The sequence below is a fragment of the Micromonospora sp. CNB394 genome (assembly GCF_000374985.1).
Classification (GTDB): Bacteria; Actinomycetota; Actinomycetes; order Mycobacteriales; family Micromonosporaceae; genus Micromonospora; species Micromonospora marina.
Map to the genome: position 1 here is coordinate 25,468 of NZ_KB895853.1, position 19,768 is coordinate 45,235.

Annotated in this window: 13 protein-coding genes; 8 read left to right on the forward strand and 5 right to left on the reverse strand. The window is 72.3% G+C overall.

The features are described from left to right. Window positions 1–10 precede the first annotated feature (10 nt). Complete coding sequence (locus C569_RS0124070; protein ID WP_018788300.1) at window positions 11–835, reverse strand: cyclopropane-fatty-acyl-phospholipid synthase family protein; 825 nt, start codon at window positions 833–835, stop codon at window positions 11–13. 163 nt (window positions 836–998) lie between these two features. Between C569_RS0124070 and C569_RS0124075 the strand changes: the two genes are divergently transcribed. The 3 genes from C569_RS0124075 to C569_RS0124085 all read left to right on the forward strand — a co-directional run bounded on the left by C569_RS0124075 (window position 999) and on the right by C569_RS0124085 (window position 3,358). Beyond that, window positions 999–2,003, forward strand: coding sequence for an ATP-binding cassette domain-containing protein (locus tag C569_RS0124075; protein ID WP_051090528.1), 1,005 nt, complete (start codon window positions 999–1,001; stop codon window positions 2,001–2,003). Next, complete coding sequence (locus C569_RS0124080) at window positions 2,000–2,824, forward strand: ABC transporter permease (RefSeq protein WP_018788302.1); 825 nt, start codon at window positions 2,000–2,002, stop codon at window positions 2,822–2,824. The genes C569_RS0124075 and C569_RS0124080 overlap by 4 nt, the downstream gene beginning before the upstream one ends. Window positions 2,825–2,926: 102 nt before the next feature. Next, window positions 2,927–3,358 (forward strand): SRPBCC family protein, encoded by a 432-nt coding sequence (locus tag C569_RS0124085; protein ID WP_369754012.1) that lies wholly within the window; start codon window positions 2,927–2,929, stop codon window positions 3,356–3,358. A gap of 69 nt (window positions 3,359–3,427) precedes the next feature. Here the strand turns inward: C569_RS0124085 and C569_RS0124090 are convergent, their stop codons facing one another. The 3 genes from C569_RS0124090 to C569_RS0124100 all read right to left on the reverse strand — a co-directional run bounded on the left by C569_RS0124090 (window position 3,428) and on the right by C569_RS0124100 (window position 6,790). Beyond that, on the reverse strand, window positions 3,428–4,825 hold the full coding sequence (locus tag C569_RS0124090; protein WP_018788304.1) for an NDP-hexose 2,3-dehydratase family protein: 1,398 nt from the start codon (window positions 4,823–4,825) through the stop codon (window positions 3,428–3,430). Between the two features lie 561 nt (window positions 4,826–5,386). After that, window positions 5,387–5,608 (reverse strand): hypothetical protein, encoded by a 222-nt coding sequence (locus tag C569_RS0124095; protein WP_018788305.1) that lies wholly within the window; start codon window positions 5,606–5,608, stop codon window positions 5,387–5,389. A 105-nt stretch (window positions 5,609–5,713) separates the two neighbouring features. Next, entirely contained in the window at window positions 5,714–6,790 is a 1,077-nt protein-coding gene (locus C569_RS0124100; RefSeq protein ID WP_036346804.1) for a sporulation protein, read from the reverse strand. Window positions 6,791–7,114: 324 nt separating this feature from the next. Here C569_RS0124100 and C569_RS0124105 point away from each other — a divergent pair, with 324 nt between their 5' ends. The 5 genes from C569_RS0124105 (at window position 7,115) to C569_RS34535 (ending at window position 17,334) form a co-directional block, all read left to right on the forward strand. After that, window positions 7,115–8,683: a TIGR02677 family protein gene (locus tag C569_RS0124105; protein WP_018788307.1), complete on the forward strand. Its 1,569-nt coding sequence runs from the start codon at window positions 7,115–7,117 to the stop codon at window positions 8,681–8,683. Continuing rightward, the gene (locus C569_RS0124110; protein WP_018788308.1) at window positions 8,680–10,071 is read left to right on the forward strand and encodes a DUF2398 family protein; all 1,392 of its coding nucleotides are present in this window, start codon (window positions 8,680–8,682) and stop codon (window positions 10,069–10,071) included. Before C569_RS0124105 ends, C569_RS0124110 begins: the two co-directional genes overlap by 4 nt. Window positions 10,072–10,084: 13 nt before the next feature. Continuing rightward, window positions 10,085–14,212: a TIGR02680 family protein gene (locus C569_RS0124115; protein WP_018788309.1), complete on the forward strand. Its 4,128-nt coding sequence runs from the start codon at window positions 10,085–10,087 to the stop codon at window positions 14,210–14,212. Further along, window positions 14,209–15,495 carry a DUF2399 domain-containing protein gene (locus tag C569_RS0124120; RefSeq protein WP_018788310.1) on the forward strand — a complete coding sequence of 429 codons (1,287 nt, stop codon included), beginning with the start codon at window positions 14,209–14,211 and terminating at the stop codon, window positions 15,493–15,495. The genes C569_RS0124115 and C569_RS0124120 overlap by 4 nt, the downstream gene beginning before the upstream one ends. A gap of 621 nt (window positions 15,496–16,116) precedes the next feature. Beyond that, the gene (locus C569_RS34535; RefSeq protein WP_036346786.1) at window positions 16,117–17,334 is read left to right on the forward strand and encodes a polysaccharide lyase family 7 protein; all 1,218 of its coding nucleotides are present in this window, start codon (window positions 16,117–16,119) and stop codon (window positions 17,332–17,334) included. 218 nt (window positions 17,335–17,552) lie between these two features. Here the strand turns inward: C569_RS34535 and C569_RS30955 are convergent, their stop codons facing one another. Beyond that, window positions 17,553–19,763, reverse strand: a complete 2,211-nt coding sequence (locus C569_RS30955) for a hypothetical protein (protein ID WP_036346787.1) — start codon at window positions 19,761–19,763, stop codon at window positions 17,553–17,555. Window positions 19,764–19,768 lie beyond the last annotated feature (5 nt).

The following is a 19,768-nucleotide window of genomic DNA, read 5'->3' on the forward strand; positions in this document are numbered from 1 at the left end:
CGCGGCCGGTTCAGTGCGGCCGGTGCGCGGCGATGACGACGCAGCCGACCTTGGTACGCAGGACGTCGAGCACGGTCGGCATCTCGGCGAGGAAGGCGTCGATCTTCTCGGCCCCGTGCGCGGAGGCGAGCGTGTCGCGCCGCTGCCGGACCCGCTCGTGGTACGCGGGAAACGAGCGGCTGATCTTGTCGCCACAGCTGAGAAACTCGTCCACCACGAAGCCGGCGTCGCGGACCAGGTCGAACGCGGCCATCGGCGGGCCGGGTGGGGCGAGGGTGAAGTCGGTGAGGATCTGCCGGTCCCGTTCGGTCAGCGGCGCGTCCTCGGCGAGGTCGGTGAGCACGAGCCGGCCGCCGGGTCGGAGCACGCGGTGGATCTCGGCGAGCCACTGGCGGCGGTCCTGGGCGTGCACCAGGGACTCGAAGGCGAGCACCTTGTCGAAGGAGGCGTCCGGGTAGCTCAGCGCGGCGGCGTCGCCCAACTCGAAGCGGACCTGGCCCCGCAACCCCGACTCGTTGACCCGTTCCCGGGCCCGCTTGAGGTGCTCGCTGCTGTTGGTTATGCCGGTGATGTCGGCGTCGCTGCGCTGGCCGAGCCGGATCGCGGGTTCGCCGGCGCCGCACCCGACGTCGAGCAGCCGCTCGCCGGGGCGCAACGCGAGCCGGTCGCCGACGATGTCGGTGAACCGGTTGATGGCCTCCAGAAAGGGGGTGCGGTCGTCGTCGCCCTCCCACCACCCGAAGTGGATGTTCCCGCCGAGCACCTCGACGGCCCAGGCGCCGTCGTCGTAGATCTCCGCTACCTCGTCGATCTCGGTCAGCTCGCGTGTGGACACGTCCGCTCCTCACTCTCGGCGGCAACCTGCTGCTTGAGAATGCTATAGCTACCCACCGACGACTGTCCATGCGACGGTTCCGTGGCGATGGAATGGGTACGACGCACGGATCAAGAGGCGTGACCGGAGCGAAACGTCCTGCTACTATATGTTTGTGAACACAATGTCGCGTACGGCTGGCTTGTCCGCGCAGCAGACCGACACTCCCGCTGTCGAGGTCGCCCGATTGCGCAAATCCTACGGCGAGGTGCGCGCAGTCGACGGGGTCGACCTGCGCGTGTCGGCCGGAAGCGTGTTCGGGTTGCTCGGCCCCAACGGCGCCGGGAAGACGACGATCGTCCGCACCCTCGCCACCCTCATCCCGCCCGACAGCGGCGAGGTCCGCGTGCTCGGTCACGACGTGGTGCGCGAGGCCAGGGCGATCCGCGACCGGATCGGGCTGACCGGGCAATACTCCTCGGTCGACGAGGAACTGTCCGGCCGGGACAACCTCGTCCTGCTCTCCCGGCTGCGCGGGTTCTCCTGGGGCGCGGCACGCCGCCGCACCGGCGAGCTACTCGCCACGTTCGGTCTGGAGGAGGCCGCCTCCCGGCTGGTCCGCACCTACTCCGGTGGCATGCGCCGGCGGTTGGACATCGCCAGCAGCATGATCGTGACGCCCGACCTGATGTTCCTCGACGAGCCGACGACCGGGCTCGACCCGCACAGCCGCAACCAGGTGTGGGAACTCGTCCGGGGCATGGTCGGCGAGGGCGCCACGGTGCTGCTCACCACGCAGTACCTCGACGAGGCCGACCAGCTCGCCGACCGGATCGCGGTGATCGACCACGGCCAGGTCATCGCCGACGGCACGCCGGTGGAGCTGAAGCGGTCGGTGGGTTCGAGCGTGCTGCGGGTGCGGTTGCGCGACGCCGGGCAGCGGGACACGGCCGAGCGGATGCTCACCGAGGCGCTGGGCACAGCGGTGCACACCGGGGCCGACCGGCTGGAGCTGACTGCGCAGGTGGCGGCCGAGGAGGAGGCCACCCTGGCACTGGCCGGCCTGTCCGGCGCCGGCATCGGGCTGGCCGAGTACGCCTTCGGCCACGCCACCCTGGACCAGGTGTTCCTCGCCCTCACCGGGCACCCCGCGGACGGCTCGCGGGCCGAGACGGAGGAGGCGGCGTGAGCAGCGTGGTGGAGGCCGGTCCCGGCCGTGGGATGTCGGCGCTGGCCGCTGCGCGGCCGACCCGTCCCGGCGCGCTGTCGTCCACGTTGACCTTCGCGTGGCGTGCGGTGCAGAAGGTACGCCGCGACCCGACGCAGATCCTCGAGGCACTCGGCGTGCCGATCATGTTCACGCTGGTCTTCGGTTTCCTGTTCGGCGGCGCGTTGGCCGGCTCGACGTCGGGCTACATGCAGTTCTACATCCCGGGCATCGTGGTGTTCACCGGGATCATGATCAGCATGCGGATCGGCGCGGTGGTCAACCTGGACAACTCCCGGGAGGTGACCGACCGTTTCCGCGCGCTCGCCATCTGGCGTCCGGCGGCGATCGTCGGCACGCTGCTCGGCAACAACGTGCTCTACGTGGTCGGTTGCGCGGTAGCCGTGGCGGTCGGCCTCGCGGTCGGCTTCCGGCCGGACGGCGGCGTGCTCGGCCTGCTCGCCACGATCCTGATCACCCTGGTGTTCGTCTTCTCCTTCTCCTGGGTGTACGTGGTATGCGGGCTCGCCCTGAAGTCACCGACCGCCGCACTGAGCGCCTGCCAGGCGATCGTCTTCCCGGTGTCGTTCGTCAGCAACTTCTTCGTGCCGCAGGAGACGCTCCCGGGCTGGCTGCAGGCCGTGGTGAACCTGAACCCGTTCGCGCTGACCATCACCGCCGCGCGCGGACTGGCCCATGGCACGGCGACCGCCGGTGAGGTCGGCGCGGCGCTGGCCGGCTGCGCGGCGCTCGTGGCGATCTTCGCGCCGTTCTCCCTGTTCCTCTACCGGCGACGGGCCTGACCCCCGCCACCACCTGCACGCAGTACCGATGACACGAGAAGGGAACACGGCTAACCCGTGGACAACGACCGTCTGACTCAACCGCCTGCCGTCACCGCGCAGATGCTCATCCGCAAGCCCGCCGCCGAGGTCTTCCAGGCGTTCGCGGACCCGGCGGTGACCACGAGATTCTGGTTCACCAGGAGCAGCGGCCGGCTGGAACCCGGCGCCACTGTCACCTGGGACTGGGAGATGTACGGCGTCTCCACCGTCGTGACCGTCAAGGAGGTGGAGGAGAACCGCCGCATCCTGGCCGAGTGGGATCCGGAGTCCCCCACCCGGATCGAGTGGCGGTTCCTGCCGGGCGAGGGCGACACCACGCTGGTCCGGATCACCGAGACCGGCTTCGCCGGCACCGCCGACCAGGCCGTGAGCAAGGCGATCGACTCGATGGGCGGGTTCACCATGGTCCTCTGCGCCTGCAAGGCGCTGCTGGAGCAGGGCGTGCTGCTCAACGCGGTCGGGGACGCCCACCCGGCCGGCTTCGAGGACTGACGGCCGTCGCGGCGGGCGCACCGGGGGCGGCTCGGTGCGCCCGCCGCCGGCCCGGCCCGTCGTCGCGGCTCAGCCGACGTCCAGCAGCCCGCGCAGGCAGGCGATCAGGCTGCGGGCCGAGACGTTCACGTAGTTGCTGTGCCGGAGCAGCTCCGAGAGCTGGTGCAGGGTCACCCAGCGATACTGGTCGGTCTCCACGTCGACGTCGTCGGTCTCCACCACCAGATAGTTGCTGCGGGCACGATAGAGCCGTCCGCCCTCCTCGGAGAGGACCGCGCTGAACCGGATTCGCTCCGGCGGCGCGCCGAGCACCTGGTCCAGGAAGGGCGGACGCGCCGCGGCGGGCAGGTAGTCGAGCGTGGCGGGTGTGCACTGGACGGTCGGCGCCAGCTCCACCACGTCGACGAAGCCCGCTTCGACTCGGGCGTGCGCCAACACATGCAGCACGCCGTCGATCCGGGTGGCGAGGAACGCCACCACCCCCTGGCCGCAGGGCCGCAGCATCGGCTGCGACCAGCTCGTCACCTCGCGCCCCTCGGCCTCCACGTCGACGCCGATGACCTCGAAGAACAGCCCACTGTCGTGGCGCAGCGACACCTCGCCGAGGTGCCACGCCGCCTGACCACGCAGTGCCGTCCGGTCGGTGCGTACCTCGGTCCGGCTGCGCACGCCGGTGATCCAGGACAGCAGCTCGCCGGTGCGGTGCCGGCTGCCCACCTCGGGCCGGCAGGAACAGTGCAGCGCGGCGGTGAAGGCGTCCCGCGCCGGGTCCACCGCCCGGGCCGTCAGCTCCGCCGGCAGGCAGGAGAGCACGGTACGGACGTCCATGTTGACCAGGTCGTCGTGGCGCAGGAGCCGGTGCAGCTGGGCGAGGCTGAGCCAGCGGAAGCCGGGCGGCGGCGCGATGTCCTCGTCGGTGAGGACGACCATGTTGCGGTTGCGCTTGCGTAGGAACCAGGACCCATGCTCGGACTGGCGGACGTCCACGAGGACACGGCGCGGGTCCGGGTCGCGGAAATGGTGCAGGAACGGCACCGGGCGGCCACCGTGCACGCCGGTCCAGTTGCTCCGGGTGGCCTGGACGGTGGGTGCGAGCTGGTGGCCGTCCTGGTTGCCGGGCTCCGCCTTGGCCTGCACCAGCACGCGCAGCGTGTCACCGTCGCGGCGGGCGAGCAGGCCGAGGATGCCCACCTCCGGCTGGTGCAGCACCGGCTGATCCCAGCGGGGCACCGCCGCGCCCGGCATGTCGACGGAGAGCCCTTCCACCCGGAAGAACCGGCCGCTGCCGTGGGCCAGCACCCCGGTGTCGGCGTCCTGGTGCCAGCCGCTCAGGCCGGTCAGGGGCACCACGTCCACGCGCATCGGGACGCGGCGGCGCCAGCCGGTGAGCCACTCATGGACGTCGGCGTCCGGGCTGGCTAGCCGGTCCTGCCGCGGCAGCCACGTCGGCGCGGTCGTCTCCGTCACGCGTGCCCCCTTCGTCGACACTCACCCGCAGTTCACTTCTATATTCTATAGCTTTCCTGGGAAGGGAGTCGGGGATGACAGACGTTCCGCTCGAGACGTACGGGCGGATCGGGCGTCAGGAGTGACCGGCGATTGGTGCCATCTGGAAGGCCCCACACCTTGTCCTGATCCACCGCGGCGCGCTCCATGGCGGCGACCTCCTCACGACGTCCGGGCGCCCCCGGGCGGCTGGTCGAGCGCATCGAGGCTGTCGCCCGAACAGTGCGACATCGGCAGGTCCGCACCACACGACGGCGCCGGCGCGAGGGCCGATCGCGCGGCGCGCGCCGGGCCGGTGCGATTCCGACGATCAGGGCTCGTCATCGACGGGCCGGGTGCACACGGTTCCCGGGTGACGAAGCGCGCCGAGATTGTCCAGCGGCATGGCGGACCGCTGCCGCGATTGCCACCGATGCCGGCAGCACGGGGGCGTGGCGGTCGATGGATGCGATGGCGGCCGTAGAACAGCCGATGCCCGGTGGCTCGGAGGGTTCTCCTGGGCCACCGGGCATCGGCGGGGTGCTACTTGGCGCCGGTGAGGGCGACCAGGGCGTTGGCGGTGCGGAAGTACGGGTTGCGGCCGAGGTCGCCGACGGTGGTGATGTTGAAGGCGTCCTTGAGCAGCTTGGCGTCGCCGTCGCTGACCCCGGCGAGGGCGGACACCGGGGCGTCGACGATCTCGGTCAGGGTCTTGTCCTGGTAGGCCTTGTCGACCAGCTTGGTGAGGTCGGCGGTGACGGGCATGCACACTCCTTCTACGTCCCGATCGGGCATTCCGACCAGGTGCGGACGAACCTACAGAATTAGATCATGAAGCGACCACTCGGATCCACTGTGGATCGCAGGCTCTCATGCCTCCTCGTCGCCGCCCTCGTCGCCGCCCTCGTCGTCACCGAAGGAATCGAAGACCTCGTCGGCGACCATGCCGCCGGCGAAGCCGAGCGCGGCGCCACCGACCACACCGGCGGCGACGGCACCCATGCCGGGGCCGCCGCGCCGCTCGTGGTGCTCCTCCTCGTGGTGCCCACCGGAGTGGCCGAACCCGGTGTGCCCGTAGGCGGGTTGCCCGTAGCCGGGCGGCGGAGGCGGGTAACCCGGCGTGCCGTAGCCCTGGACAGGCGGGGCGTAGCCGTGGCCGGCGTGCCGGCTCTGGTAACCGTCGAGGGCCTGGTGGACCCAGCCGTCGACCTGCGCCGCCCAGTCGACCTGGTCAGCGCCGGCGTGCGCGGCGTGGTAGCGGCCGAAGGAGTCGTGGCCGCCGGCGAAAAGCCCGCCGCGCTTGTCGAACTCCAGGACGACGTCGACGCCGTACTCGTTGGCGACGAAGGTCAACTCCACCTCGTTGACGACGTGGGCGTACTGGGGGGCGGCGTAGAACTCGATCTCCTGGTAGAACGGCAGGCTCTGGTGCAGGCCGGAGATGTGCCCCCGCTCCAGGTCGGCGCCCTTGAACGCGAAACCGAGCCGCCCGAACGCCTCCAGGATGGCCTCCTGGACCGGTAACGGGTACACGGACACCGGGTCGAGGTCGCCCTTGTCGAGCGCACCGCGGACGGCCACCTCGGTACGCAGGCCCATGGTCATGCCGTGCAGGTGCTGCCCGTACAGGTCGGTCACCGGGGTCTCCCACGGCACCGCCACCTGCAACGGCAGCGTCAGCTGCTGACCCTCGCGCAGGTGCAGGCCACCCGCGACCTGCACCCGGTGAAACTCGACGAGGGCGTCGTACTCCTCCTCCACGCCCTCCATCTCCACCCGGGTGACCAGGCCGACGGTGATGTGGTCGATCTCCACATCGTGGCTGCCGCCGGTCAGGTTCACCTGCCCGCCCAGCACCAACCCCGGGCGGGTGTTCGGGTTTGACAGGACCGTATCGACGCTGGGGCCGCCCACCCCGAACGCGCCCAGCATCTTCTTGAACACCACGAACCTCTCCTCGACGACCATCGGGCGCGCGACAACCGCAGGCCCGGTGGCAATTCCACACGGAACCCTTGAGACGCAACGAAATCAGCGACGTCCATGATGGAAGCAGTCGCGCCGGAAAGCTACCAACGCCACCTGAGAAATAGCTGAGTGCATCCGCATGACTACTCTCGGGTAGCGTCACGCCCGGCCCTCCCGAAGTGCGATCACGGGCGCAGATCCCGCGAGCACCTCGCGTACCCTCGGTGCCTCGCGCGTCCCGCCGCCCCTCCGGGGTCGGCTGGGTAGGGTGGGTAACCGTTCGCGTCCCGGTGGAGGAGAACGATGACCACGCAGCCATCCAGGCCCACGTTCGGGCTGGACGACTTCGGGCTGGACGACCGGATGCGGCTGTTCGGCTACGTGACGGCGGAGAACCGGCTCGCGTACCTGTGGCTGCTGCGGGCGTTCGACTCGGCGCGGTCCAGCTATCACGTGGTGCTGCACACCTCCGACGTGGCCGCGGCGTTGGCGGCGTTGCGCGAGGCGGGTGCCGACTGCCCGGATCCGACGGGGTTGGAGTTGCCGCGGCTGCTCGACGCTCTGGTGGAGTGGGGGGTGCTCGACCGGGGGCAGGACGGCTCCCGCGCCACGACACTCGCCGAGTACCGCAACCGGCACTCGGTGTACCAGTTCACCGAGGCCGGATACCGCGCGCACCGGGCGGTGGAGGCGGTGTTGTCGGCGAGCATGGACGACTCGACGCTGTCCCGGCTGGTCTTCGCCGACCTGCTGGCAGACCTGAACGCGCTCGCCGTCGCCAACGAGGCCGGGGACGCCGAGGAGGTCTACCGCAAGTTCAACCGGCTGGACCGGGCGTTGGCCGACATCGCCGAGCGGGCAGCGCGCTTCTACCACATGCTGGGTGACCTGGGGCGGACCAACGACGTGCGGCCGGAGGTGTTCCTCGCCCACAAGGACGCGCTGCTGGCTCACCTGCGGGACTTCCACGACGAGTTGCAGCGGTACACGCCCCGGCTGCGCGCGGCGGTGCACGAGGTCGAGGCGACCGGTCTGGACCGGCTGATCGAGGCCGCCGCCGAGGCGGACGAGCGGCTGTTCCACACTCCGGTGCAGCGGCTGGAGGACTGGCGGCGGCGTTGGGCGGGGCTGCGGTCGTGGTTGGCGCCGCCGGGACCGGAGCAGCCCAGCGAGGCGGACCGGTTGTCGGACGCCACCGTCGCCGCGATCGGCGACGTCCTCGCTCTGCTGCGCCGGGTCACCGAGGCGCGTCGCGGCGGGGTGAGCCGGGAGTCGCAGTTGCGGCACCTGGCCGCGTGGTTCACCCACACCGGCGGCCTGGAGGCCGCGCACGCCCTGTTCGACGTGGTGTTCGGCCTCGGCGCACCGCGCCACGTCGGGGTGGCGCATCCGGATCCGGAGGCGATCGCCGGCCGGTTGTCGTGGTGGGAGGCTCCGGCGGTGGAGCTGTCCCGCACGCTGGTGACCACCGGTCGGGCCCCGGGGCAGGGCCGGGGGCGGCCGGCCCGGCTGGACCGGGTCGACGAGCGCCGGCACCGGCTGCGCGACGACCAGCTCGCCCGGGAGCGCCGGTGGGCCGACGCGGCGACGGCGCTGGCCGCCATGGGCGTCGACGACCACCAGTTGGACGGGTCGCAGACCCAGGTCCTGCTGCGCCTGCTCGACATCGCGCTCGCCGCCCGGGTGGGTGGTAGGGCCGGGGTGCCGCTGGCGGCCGCCGCGCACGGCGTTCGGCTGACCCTCACCCCGACGCCGGGCCGGTTCACCACGGTGCGCACCGCCGGGGGCCGGCTGCATCTGGACGGGTACGCGCTGACGGTCACCGCCGCGCAGCACACCGCGGTCCGCCGACCCGAGCTGGTGCCGGCGTGACCGCGGAACCCCACGCTGCCCGGCCGGCGGTGCACCGGTTCGCCGTCGACGTCCCGGAGTTGGAGTTGGCGGACTACCAGCGGGCGGTGCGGTTGGTCCTGCGTCACCCGCTGATCACGGCGACGTGGCCGGACGAGCGGGCGCTGCCCCGGGTACGGCGGTTTTCCGCCGCCCTGCGCCGGGATCTCGCCGAGGCGTTCGGGTACCGGCTGGAGTTGCACGGTTCCACGGCCCGGCTGGTACGGGCGAAGGACCGGCTCGACGGCACCCAGCCGGCGGTGTCGCGCACCGGGCGGCCGTTCGACCGGCAGCGCTACGCGTACCTGTCGTTGTGTCTGGCCGTGCTGGGCCGCGCCGGGATCCAGATCACCCTCAGCGAGCTGGCCGACTCGGTGGCCGGCGACGCGAACCGGATCACCGGCCTGGGACTGGATCCGGACCATGGCCCGGACCGGCGGGCGTTCGTGGACGCGGTCGGCTGGCTGGAGGAGCGGGGCGTGCTGCGGCTGGCCGACGGCTCCAGCGCCGCCTGGGCCAGTGACCCGGGCGCCGGGGAGGCGCTGTACGACGTGGCGCGGGACGTGGTGTTCGCGCTGTTCCGGCCGACCCGGGTACTGCAGCACATCGGCTCGGTGTCGGCGCTGCTGGACCGGGCGATGGGCAGCAGCGGCAACGCCGAGCGCCGGCAGGCGGCCCAGGCGGCCCGGCGGGCGGTGGTGGAGTCACCGGTCGTCTACCACGCGGATGTCGAGCCGGCGGTCGCCAACCATCTGCGCGGCTCCGCGCTCGCCGCCGACCTGGCCCGGCTGACCGGCCTGCGGGTGGAACGGCGGGCCGAGGGCGTGCTGCTGGTGGACACCGCCGGGTTCACCGCGGAGCGGTTCCCGGGCACCGGCTCGGTGGCGCAGGCCGCGGTGCTGCTCGCGGTGGAGATGGCCGACCGGGTCGCGGATCCCGACGGCCGCCGGGTCAAACGGCTGCCCCCGCCCGGCGGGCTCGCCCGGCAGCGGGCGCTGGCGAGCCACGTCGACACCGGCCTGCCCACGGCCACCCTGGTACGCCTCGACGACGCCGGTCCGGACGAGCCGTGGACCGCCGACGACCGGGATGACCACGACGAGACCGACGGCGCGGGCCGGTTACCGTTCATCACCGACAGCTTCCTGCGCACGGCCGTCGGGGAGATCCTGCAGCGGTACGGGACCGCGTTCGGGGCCCAGTGGCACACCGACCCGGACCGGCTGCGCGTCGAGGCGGTCGCGTTGCTGGAACGGTTCGGCGCGGTCACCGTCGTGCCGGGCGGGGTGCTCGTCCGACCGCTGGTCGGCCGCTACCGGCACACCGTCGCCACGGTCAAGCCCCGCGCCACCACCGAAACCCTGTTCTGAGGAAAAGTCGATCGTGATCGAGCAACGCGCCGTCCACCGGTTCGCCCCGACCCGGGCCGGGATCATCAACCTGTGGGACTACCGGGACGAGGAGTTCAGCTTCGTCGACGGGTGGCTGGTGCTGCGTGGGCCCAACGGCTCCGGCAAGACGAAGGCGCTGGAGGTGCTGTTCCCGTTCGTCCTCGACGGGCGGATCGAACCGCGCCGGCTCAATCCGTTCGCCAGCGAGGACCGGACGATGAAGTCGAACCTGCTCTACCGGGGGCAGGAGGTCACCCACGCGTACGTGTGGATGGAGTTCGGCGACGGCACGCATTACGTGACCGTCGGCATCGGGTTGCGGGCGCACCGGCACGTCGACCGGGTCACCCGCTGGCACTTCGTGGTCGACGGCCGGGTCGGGGTGGACTTCTCCCTGCTGGACGCCGACGACCGGCCACTGACCCGCCGCGACCTGATCGACCGGCTGGGCGCCGACGCGGTGCGGGACTCGGCGGAGGACTACCGTCAGCTCGTCGACGCCCGGCTGTTCGGCCTCGGCCCGGCCCGCTACGAGCAACTGCTGGACCTGGTGCTGACCCTGCGCAAGCCGCAGCTGGCCAAGGACCTCAACCCGGTCGAGTTGTCCCGCACGCTGCAACGAGGGCTGCGCCCGGTCGAGGACCACCTGCTGGTGGAGGCCGCCCGCTCGTTCGACGACATGGAGGCGGTCGCCCGTACCCTTGAAGGGCTGGCGGCGGCGGACGGCGCCACCGCCGCGTTCCTGACGGTCTACTCCACCTACCTGCGGACCCACGCGCGGGCGGCCGCCGATGCCCTGACCGCCCGCCGCGACGCGGTCACCACCCGGTCGACCGCACTGGGCGACGCCCGTGCCACGGCCGAGGCGGCGGCCGAGGCGGAGTCCGCGGCGGGTGAGCGGCTACGGGCCGTCGAGGGCGAGCCCGGCCGGCTCCGCGCCCACCTGGACAGCCTGAAGGCATCGGCGGCCTACCAGTCCCACGAGCAGCTCGCCGACCTGCAACGGCACGTGCACGACCTGGCTGAGGCAGCCGGGCGGGCCGACGAGGCCGTCGCCGCCGAGGAGGATGCGGTGGCGCGGCGGCGTACCGAATCGGAACGGGCGACGGTCGCGGCCCGGGACACGCGGACGGCGGCCGACCGGCTCGCCGCCGATCTCCTGCTCGACGCCGAGGCGGCCGGGATCGCCTGGCGCGCCGAAGATGCCGCTCCGGACGACCTGGCGGCCCGGATCACCGCGCGGGCCGCCGCCCGCCGCGACGACGTACGCGCGTTGCGAGCGCAGGTGGCGCGGCACGACCAGGCCGACCGGGACCACGCCCGGGCCGCCGCCGACGCGGCCGGTGCCGCTTCCGCCGCCGACGACGCCGAGCAGGCCGAGCGGCGCGCCGAGGACGCCGTCGCTCAGGCCCGCGCCCGCCTGCGCGCCGAGATCGAGCGGTGGGCGCAGGGCAACGCCGGGCTGCTGGCCGACCTCGCGCGCCCGGACCTGGCCGCCGGGCTGAGTGCCGCCGTGGACACCACCGGTGAGCCGGGCGCGCGGACCCTGCGCGAGGTGTACGCCGACGCCACGGCCACCGCGGTGGGTCAGCGGCGGGACCGGCTCGCGGCGCTGGCGGCGCAGCGGGCGGCGCTGTCCGACCGGCGGGCCGAGGTGGCCGCCGAACGGGACCGGATCGCCGCCGAACACGACGACGCGCCACCCGTGCCGGTGACCCGGCCGGCGCGACGCGCCGGCCGACCTGGCGCACCGCTGTGGCGGCTGGTCCGGTTCGCCGACGGGGTGACCGGCGCGGACGCGGCGTCCGTCGAGGCGGCGCTGGACGCGGCCGGGCTGCTGGACGCCTGGCTGCATCCCGACCCCGGGACCGCGGCGACCGCGCTGGCCGGCGACGACCTGGACGCCTACCTGCTGCCGCTGCCGCCGCACCGGCGGCCCACCGGGGCCACCCTCGCCGACGTGCTGACCCCTGAGGAACAGGACGACGTGCCCGCCGCGCGGATCACCGAGGTACTCACCTCGGTGGCGCTGGCCGACATCACCGCGCCCGGCACCTCGCCGGTCACCATCGGCGTGGACGGCCGGTACGCCCAGGGCATCGCCGCCGGCCGCTTCGCCAAGACCTCCTGCGAGTACATCGGCGCCACCGCCCGGGCCGCCCGCCGTGCCGCCCGGGTCACCGAGTGCGAGCAGGCGCTGGCCGTCATCGATGCCGACCTCCACGCGGTCGACCGCGACCGCGCGTCCGTCGCGGCGCTACTGGCGGCGGTGGACGCGGCCGCCGCGCACCTGCCGGCGACCGCACCGGTCCACACGGCGCTGCGCGAGCTGGACCGGGCCGCCGCGACGCTGCGCGCCCGGCAGGAGGCCAGCGCCTCCGCCGCAGCCCGCCTCGACCAGGCCCTGGCCGAGCGGGCCACCGCCGTGGCCGCGCTGCGCCGGAGCGCGGCAGAGCGGTCGCTGCCGGTCGACCGGCTCGACGACACCGCCGAAGCGGTGAGCCGCTTCGAGCGGGGTGGGGTACGCCTGGAGGGCGCACGGACAGCCGCCGCGCGTGCCGCCGAGCAGGAGGATCAGGCCCGGCAGCGGCACGACGAGGCAGTCGACCGACTCACCGCCGCGACGGAGACCGCACGCACGGCCCGTGCACGGCACCAGGAGAAGGCAGAGGCGTACCGGACGTTGCGCGACAGCGTGGGCGCCGACGCGGAACGGGTGCTGGCCGACGTGGCCCGGACCGCCGACGCGATCGTGGAGGCGGAGCGGGCCGTCGAGCAGGCTCGCACCTCGCTCGGCGCCGCCCGGGAGCGGCGGGCCGCCGCGCTGACCCGGGTGGAGCTGGGTGAGCAGGCACTGGTCGTCGCCGTCGCCGAGGCGCAGCACGACGCCCAGCGGCTGCGCCCGTACGCCCAACCGGACCTGCTCGGCCTGCTGCGCTGCCCCACCGAGCTGCGCTGGCCGACGCAGACCCCGGACGACGAACTGCATCCACAGGTGGCGGCCCTGCACGAGGCGATCCTCGCCGCCACCCGGGAACTGAGCCCCACCGAGACGTCACTCAAGCAGAGCGCCACCCGGCTCACCACCGCGCTGACCGACCTGCAGGCGCAGCTACCCGCCGCCGGCCTCGACCACCGACCCGAGTGGGACACCGACGACGGGGTCATCGTGGTCCGGGTCGCCGACGAACAGGGCCTCACCCCGGTCGCGCACTTCGCCGAGCGGATCGCCCGCGAGCGCCGCGACCAGGAGCAACTACTCACCGACTCCGAGCAGCGGGTGCTGGAGGACGCCCTCCTCGGGCAACTCGCCCGGCAGATCCACCACCGCACCATCGAGGCCCGCGACCTGGTGGCCGCGATGGACAGCCAGATGCGGGCCCGCCGGATGTCCTCGGGGCTCACTGTCGGCGTCGGCTGGCGGCTCGCCGACGACCTCGACACCGAGCAACGCGACGTGTGCAAACTGCTCGAACGTGATCCGGCCCGGCTCGGCCCGGCCCAGCTCACCACCATGCGCCGGCACTTCGCCGCCCGGATCAAGACGGCGCGGGCCGCCGCGCCCGAACAGCCCTACCGCGAACTGCTCGGCGACGTCCTCGACTACCGGCAGTGGCGCACGTTCGCGTTCACCCTGCACCGGCCCGGCGGCGACACGGAGGCACTGACCCGGGCCCGACACAGCCAGCTCTCCGGTGGCGAACAGTCGGTCTCCCTGCACCTGCCGCTGTTCGCCGCCGCCAACGCGCTGTTCGGCTCGGCCCGACCCGACGCACCCCGACTGCTCGGCCTCGACGAGGCATTCGCCGGCGTGGACGACACCGGCCGGGGTGAGCTGATGGCCCTGGCGAAACAGTTCGACCTGGACCTGTTCATGACCGGCTACGACCTCTGGGCCACCCACCCGGCGGTCAGCGGCGCCGCCCACTACGACCTGTCCCACTCCGCCGTGGAACACGCCGTCTCCACCGTGCTGCTGGTCTGGGACGGCACGACAAACATCGCCGACTTCGACGGAACCCTGGCCCGAGCCCTCGGCTCCCCGGAGACCCGCCGCGCCCCCGGTGGTCGTGGCGGACTCGAACGGGCCGGCGTCCTGCTCGACCTCACCGACGAATGACCGACGGGCGCGGCGAACGGCCGCCCGACCGCTCCGCCGCACACCCGTCGCTGGTGCCGGCCGGGCGGGACCGGCCGGCCCGCCCGGCGGATCTCGTCGAGCAGCCCGGCTGGCGGCGATTGCTGGCGGCCGCCCGGCGCAGCCTGGAACGCACCGGTGGCCGGCTCGACACCACCGTGACGCTTTCCGACCCCGACGACGACGAACGCCTCGTGATCATCGGCATCACCGGCACCCACCGCTCGGCCGCGGCGGCACGCCTCAGCGTCCGACTCAGCGCGGTGGACGAGCACCTCCACGCGGCGCACGGAGTCGGCCTGATCGAGGTGCTCACCACGACGGCCCCGCTGCGCAACCGGCCGTCCGACCTCAAACGCGAGGCGGTGGCCCGCGACGCCGTCCTCTCCGTGGCCCACGAGGGCCGACACGCCGGCACCGCCTGGTACGCCGAATGGCTCGACGGTCTGCGCCGCGACGGCACCCTGACCCGCATCGTCCGCACCGGACTGCCGTTCGAGGAGGTGATCCGCGTCCTGGACGCGCTGCCCGCGGCCGACGAACCGGTTCCGGTCTTCGCCGACCGGGTGCTGGACGACACGAAGGCCCTCACCGACGGGCCGCTGCGCGGGCTCGTCCTCCGTGCCGTCGCCGCCTGGCAACAGACGGCGCTCCCGGTCGGCGGCGAGCGGGAACGGGCGTTGTGGGAATCGGTCGGTCTGGTCCCGGACGACCTCGCCAGCCAGGTCCTGGTGCTCAACGCACCGGCCACCGGCGGGCTCGTCGGGCGGTGGCTGACGGAAGCCGCGCAGGCCGGCGTGCCGATCCGGGTCACCCTGCACCAACTGCGCCTGGCACCGCTCACCATGAACTGCGACGAGGTGTACGTCTGCGAGAACCCCGCCGTGCTGCGCGCGGCCACCACCGCGCTCGGAGCCCAGGCCCCACCGCTGATCTGCACCGAAGGAGTGCCGTCGGTCGCCGTTCACACACTGCTGGGCACCGCTCACCGAGCAGTGATCCGCTGGCGCAACGACTTCGACTGGGTCGGCGTACGACTGACCGCGGCGGCTCTCCAGCGGTACCCGGGCGCGGTCCCGTGGCGGATGACCGCCGCCGACTACCTGCCGGCGGCGGGCACCGGCACCGCCCTGCTCGGTACGCCCACCGAAACACCCTGGGACCATCCGCTCGGCGAGTCGATGCGGCAGACCGGCCGAGCGGTGATGGAGGAGCGGCTGCTCGACCGGCTCCTCGCCGACCTACGCCTGGCCGGAGCCGGGTGACGACCCCGCTGGCATCCGTCCTGGTAGAAGGTCGCGGCCACGGTTCGAACACAGGCTCGCCGCAGATCTGGACGACGCGGTCACCAACAAGATGAGCGCCCTCTACGGGCTCCGCGAATTCATCGATAAAGACGATTACTCCGATCCGGCCGCCCCATCCGCAAAGCCTCCCCATCCTCGCGCGATACGCCGACCGCGGGTTCGGTCCGCGCGTCTTCACCGCTCGATCCAGTCGACTTCACCCGGTACGGCGTCAGCGGCCCAGCGCCGGAAGAATTTCGGGAGCCGATCCGCGCTGACCGCTGCGCCGCTATTCGAGTCGACTCCGTCACGGGAGCCGCCCTCGTCCGGCGTCACGTCACGTCGAGACGAGACGCAATACTCCACGAGAAAATGGCCCGGTGTGACGTGCGACATGCCGAGTAACAGCGTTCTGTGACGGTGCACTGACCCGCCGATGATACCTAATACACTTCAAAGACAGATTTAAGTTCGCGTTGCCCAATCCTTTCCGCATGGACTGGAACCTCTCCTTGCGGGCGCAGGAGATGCGGCTTAGCCTTTGTCTCGCACTAGTGCAATCCTGTCCATGTCAGTAATGACATCCCCTTAGGGAAGCTGATGCAACGAAAGATCCTGCTGGGTATTCCAGTGGCGTTGGTGGTCGTTGGCGCCGCGGCGGTCACGCTGCCCGCCCAGGCGACGACCGGCGTACCAGTCTCCTCCATGACTGCCAGCACGCACGACGGTAATGTGCCGGCCAACACGGTGGACGGTGATTTGTCGACTCGCTGGTCGGGCAAGGGTGACGGCGCGTGGATCCGGTACGACCTGGGGTCCAGCGCGAAGGTCGCTTCGATCGGGATCGCCTGGCATCGGGGTGATCAGCGGAAGAGCACGTTCCTGGTACAGGCGTCTGCCGACGCGAAGTCGTGGCAGACGGTGGTCGCTCGGCGTGAGAGCAGCGGAAAGACGACGGATTTCGAGGTCTATGACTTCACCGATCGTGCCGCCCGCTACGTGCAGGTCGTAGGCTTCGGCAATTCCGAGAACAACTGGAACAGCATCAGCGAGGCAGCGGTCTACGCAGCCGACGGCGACACCGGCACCGAACCCGGTAGCGGTGACACCGGCACCGAACCCGGTAGCGGCAGCGGTGGCACCGGGACCGACTGCGCGAGTCCGTCGGATGTGCTTGATCTGACGAACTGGAAGGTGACGCTGCCGACGGGGTCGGGTAGCAGCCCCACCGAGATCAAGCAGCCTGCCCTGAAGGGGTACACGGTTTCGCCTTCGTTCGTGGCGTCGGCGGACTGTGCGTCGGTGCAGTTCCAGGCTCCGGTCAACGGTGTGACCACGAGTGGTTCGAGCTACCCGCGTTCTGAGCTGCGGGAGATGGCGAACAACGGGTCGAGCCAGGCGAGCTGGTCGTCGACCTCGGGTACGCACACGATGGTGGCGGAACTCGCATTCGACGCATTGCCGCAGGTGAAGCCGCATCTGGTGGGCGCGCAGATTCACGACGGCGGCGACGACATCACTGTCTTCCGTCTCGAGGGCACCAACCTCTACGTGACGAACGGTGATGACAGCAATTACAAGTTGGTCACCAGCGACTACAAGCTGGGAACTCGTTTCGAGGCGAAGTTCGTGGTCAGCGGTGGGCAGGTGAAGGCCTACTACAACGGGCAGTTGCAGACCACCATCACCAAGAGCTTCTCCGGCGCATACTTCAAGGCCGGCGCCTACACGCAGGCGAACTGCTCCAAGTCTTCGCCGTGCAGCAGCAGCAACTACGGCCAGACCAGCATCTACAAGCTCACCGTCACGCACTCGTGAGACACGCTGCCCGGGGGCTTCGGCCCCCGGGCAGCCAGGCCGTGAGCGGTCCCGGGCAACCCGCCCGGGACCGCTCACCGTCGGGAGACGTCACCGCATGCCGCCCGCCGCCCACTCTGTGGCACGGGCCTGCGGAAACACCGTCCCTCTCAGTGCCTTGTTCCAGAGACTGCAGCTACGCCGACCCGTCGGTCACCCGACCGTCGACAGCGACGGGATCAGCGGACGCCGGGAATGGCACCGAACCTACCCAGGTCGGCCGCATCGAGCGTGGCGTCGTGCCGGGTGGCCGTCAACTGCGGGATCGACTGCCGCAGCGAGGTCAGCGCCAGGCTGTCGAACGGCACGTGGTCGCGGTCCGGCTCGTCCGCGATCAGTTCGCGGAGGAACAACCGGCCAGGCCGGTCCGGTGCCGGGTCGACGGCAGCCAGCACCTTGAACGTGGTTCCGGGCCGGAACAGCACACGGACGGGTACGCCGTTGGCCGGTTCCAGCATCCGTGTGAGGCGACCGCCAACCGACCAGATCAGTACGTCGACCGTGCCGGGCAACGCGACGGCCTCGACCACGGCATTGGTGAAACCCCGGTCGGTGAGCGTCCGGTGGGCGGCGACCGCGCGTAGCCGGTCCACGGTCAGGTCGGCGCGCAGCAGGGCGGGGCCGCGGTGGACCGGCAGACGGTCCAGACCGGCGGCCACGCACCGGGCGAAGCTGATCCGCTGGCCGGGTCGGCCCGAGCGCAGCGCCGCGTCGAGGCCGGCGCCGGCCGGCGACAGATAGAGCCGTACCGCCGCCGTGCCGGCCGCAGCGTGCGGTTCCTCGCCGAGGGTTCCGGGCACCTCCTCGGCTGCCGCGGCGGCCTGGTCGGTCGGCACGTGACGCAGCCACACCCGGTCAACCTCCTGCAGGTCGGGGCCGGGCGTCGCCCGGGCTTCCGGGTCGGGCGGAGACTGGATCGACAGTGGTTCGGCTGCCGGCCCGCAGACCGGTACCGAAGTGGCCGGCACGGCGCTCACAGGTGGGAAGGCGACCGGCCCGGTGCCGACCGGCACCGGGCCGGCGGGACGTAAGGCGGTTGGCGGCGCCTCCGTCGGCGGCCGGAGCGGCACGTCCAGACCCAGGTCGAAGGCGGTGAACCGGTAGGTGACGTTGCCCGCCGCCGGGCGGTCGGCCGATACGCTCGCCGGGCCGGCGGTGGCTGTGATCCCGGAGGCGAGGTGCAGCACGCTGCGCGCCCGGGTGGCGGCGTCCAGGCGGGCCACCAGGTCGTCGGCGAGTTCCCGCAGCCGGGGCACCAACGCCGGGTCCGCGTCGTCGACCACGACGGTGTGCACGTCGGGATCGGCCAGGCGGGCCCGGACGCGGGCTCCGTGCCTGGGTGCCTCGGGCGGGCGCACCCAGAGGCCGGACTGGAGGATCTCCACCACCGCATCGTCGGTGTAGCGGTGGACCCGGGGGGCGACCACCTCGCCGAGCGCCTCCGGTGTCCGGTGGCTGACGATGTGCGGCAGGCAGGCCGCGGTGCCCGGCCACGGCCACGGCCGGGGTCGGTAGCCCAGTTCGCGGGCGTGGACCTGCCAACCGGGGCCGCCGTCGACGGGAACGGTGTGGATCCGGGGATGCTCCGGGTCGCCCACCGGCAGCCCTGAGTAGCAGACGACCGGTGTGTCCAGCGTGTCGGCGAGTGCCTGGCCCAGCGGCGCACCGGCCGGTAGCCGGACCGGCCCGTAGGCGACGAACCGCGTCTGCCGACGAGCGGCGGCGGGCAGCCGGCGCCAGAACCGGGCGACGTCGTCCAGCGGCAGTGGCGCGGTCTCCGGGCAGCCCAGCACCACGGTGAGCACCTGCGGCTGGCAGGGCACGCTCACCGCCAGTCGCCGCCAGTGCCTGGTCACGCCCGGGGCGTCACGGGTGTCCCGCAGCCACACCCCGCCGGGTAGCGGCTCCACCACGCGGTACGCGCTGGTCGACAGGTACGCGCTGGCGGCACCGTCCCACTCGGGACGCGGGTGCCGCTTGCCCGTCCAGACCGGGCTCCGGCCCGGACGGTGACGTACCCAGCCGCTGTCCCGCCCGGCGTGGACGAACAGCACACCGGCCGCGCCCGCGACGAGGTGCCCGTGCGGCGCCACCACCGGACGTCGGAGCCGGTCGGCGAGCCACTGACCGGCCAGGGCCGTCACGTCCGGCGCCGCGCCGCAGACGACCAGCCGGATTCCGCGGCGACGGCGTGGCAGTTCGCGGGCCACGGTTTCCCAGATCCCGACCGGCAGCGCGTCGTGCAGGTCGAGCAGGACGATGTCGTGGTCGGCGTCGCCGGCCATACCCAGGGCGAGTGACCGCGCCTCGGCGCTGATCCGGTCGCGGGCGTGCAGCACGAGGGCGCTGCCGACGACGTGCCGCCCGACCGCCGGCCCTGATCGCACCATCAGGT

Bases quoted from the DNA above. Each gene is read 5' to 3' on its own strand.
- C569_RS0124085 (WP_369754012.1), top strand. From the start codon at position 2,927: ATGCTCATCCGCAAGCCCGCCGCCGAGGTCTTCCAGGCGTTCGCGGAC.
- C569_RS0124075 (WP_051090528.1), top strand. From the start codon at position 999: ATGTCGCGTACGGCTGGCTTGTCCGCGCAGCAGACCGACACTCCCGCT.
- C569_RS0124105 (WP_018788307.1), top strand. From the start codon at position 7,115: ATGACCACGCAGCCATCCAGGCCCACGTTCGGGCTGGACGACTTCGGG.
- C569_RS34535 (WP_036346786.1), top strand. From the start codon at position 16,117: ATGCAACGAAAGATCCTGCTGGGTATTCCAGTGGCGTTGGTGGTCGTT.
- C569_RS0124095 (WP_018788305.1), bottom strand. From the start codon at position 5,608: ATGCCCGTCACCGCCGACCTCACCAAGCTGGTCGACAAGGCCTACCAG.
- C569_RS0124120 (WP_018788310.1), top strand. From the start codon at position 14,209: ATGACCGACGGGCGCGGCGAACGGCCGCCCGACCGCTCCGCCGCACAC.
- C569_RS30955 (WP_036346787.1), bottom strand. From the start codon at position 19,763: ATGGTGCGATCAGGGCCGGCGGTCGGGCGGCACGTCGTCGGCAGCGCC.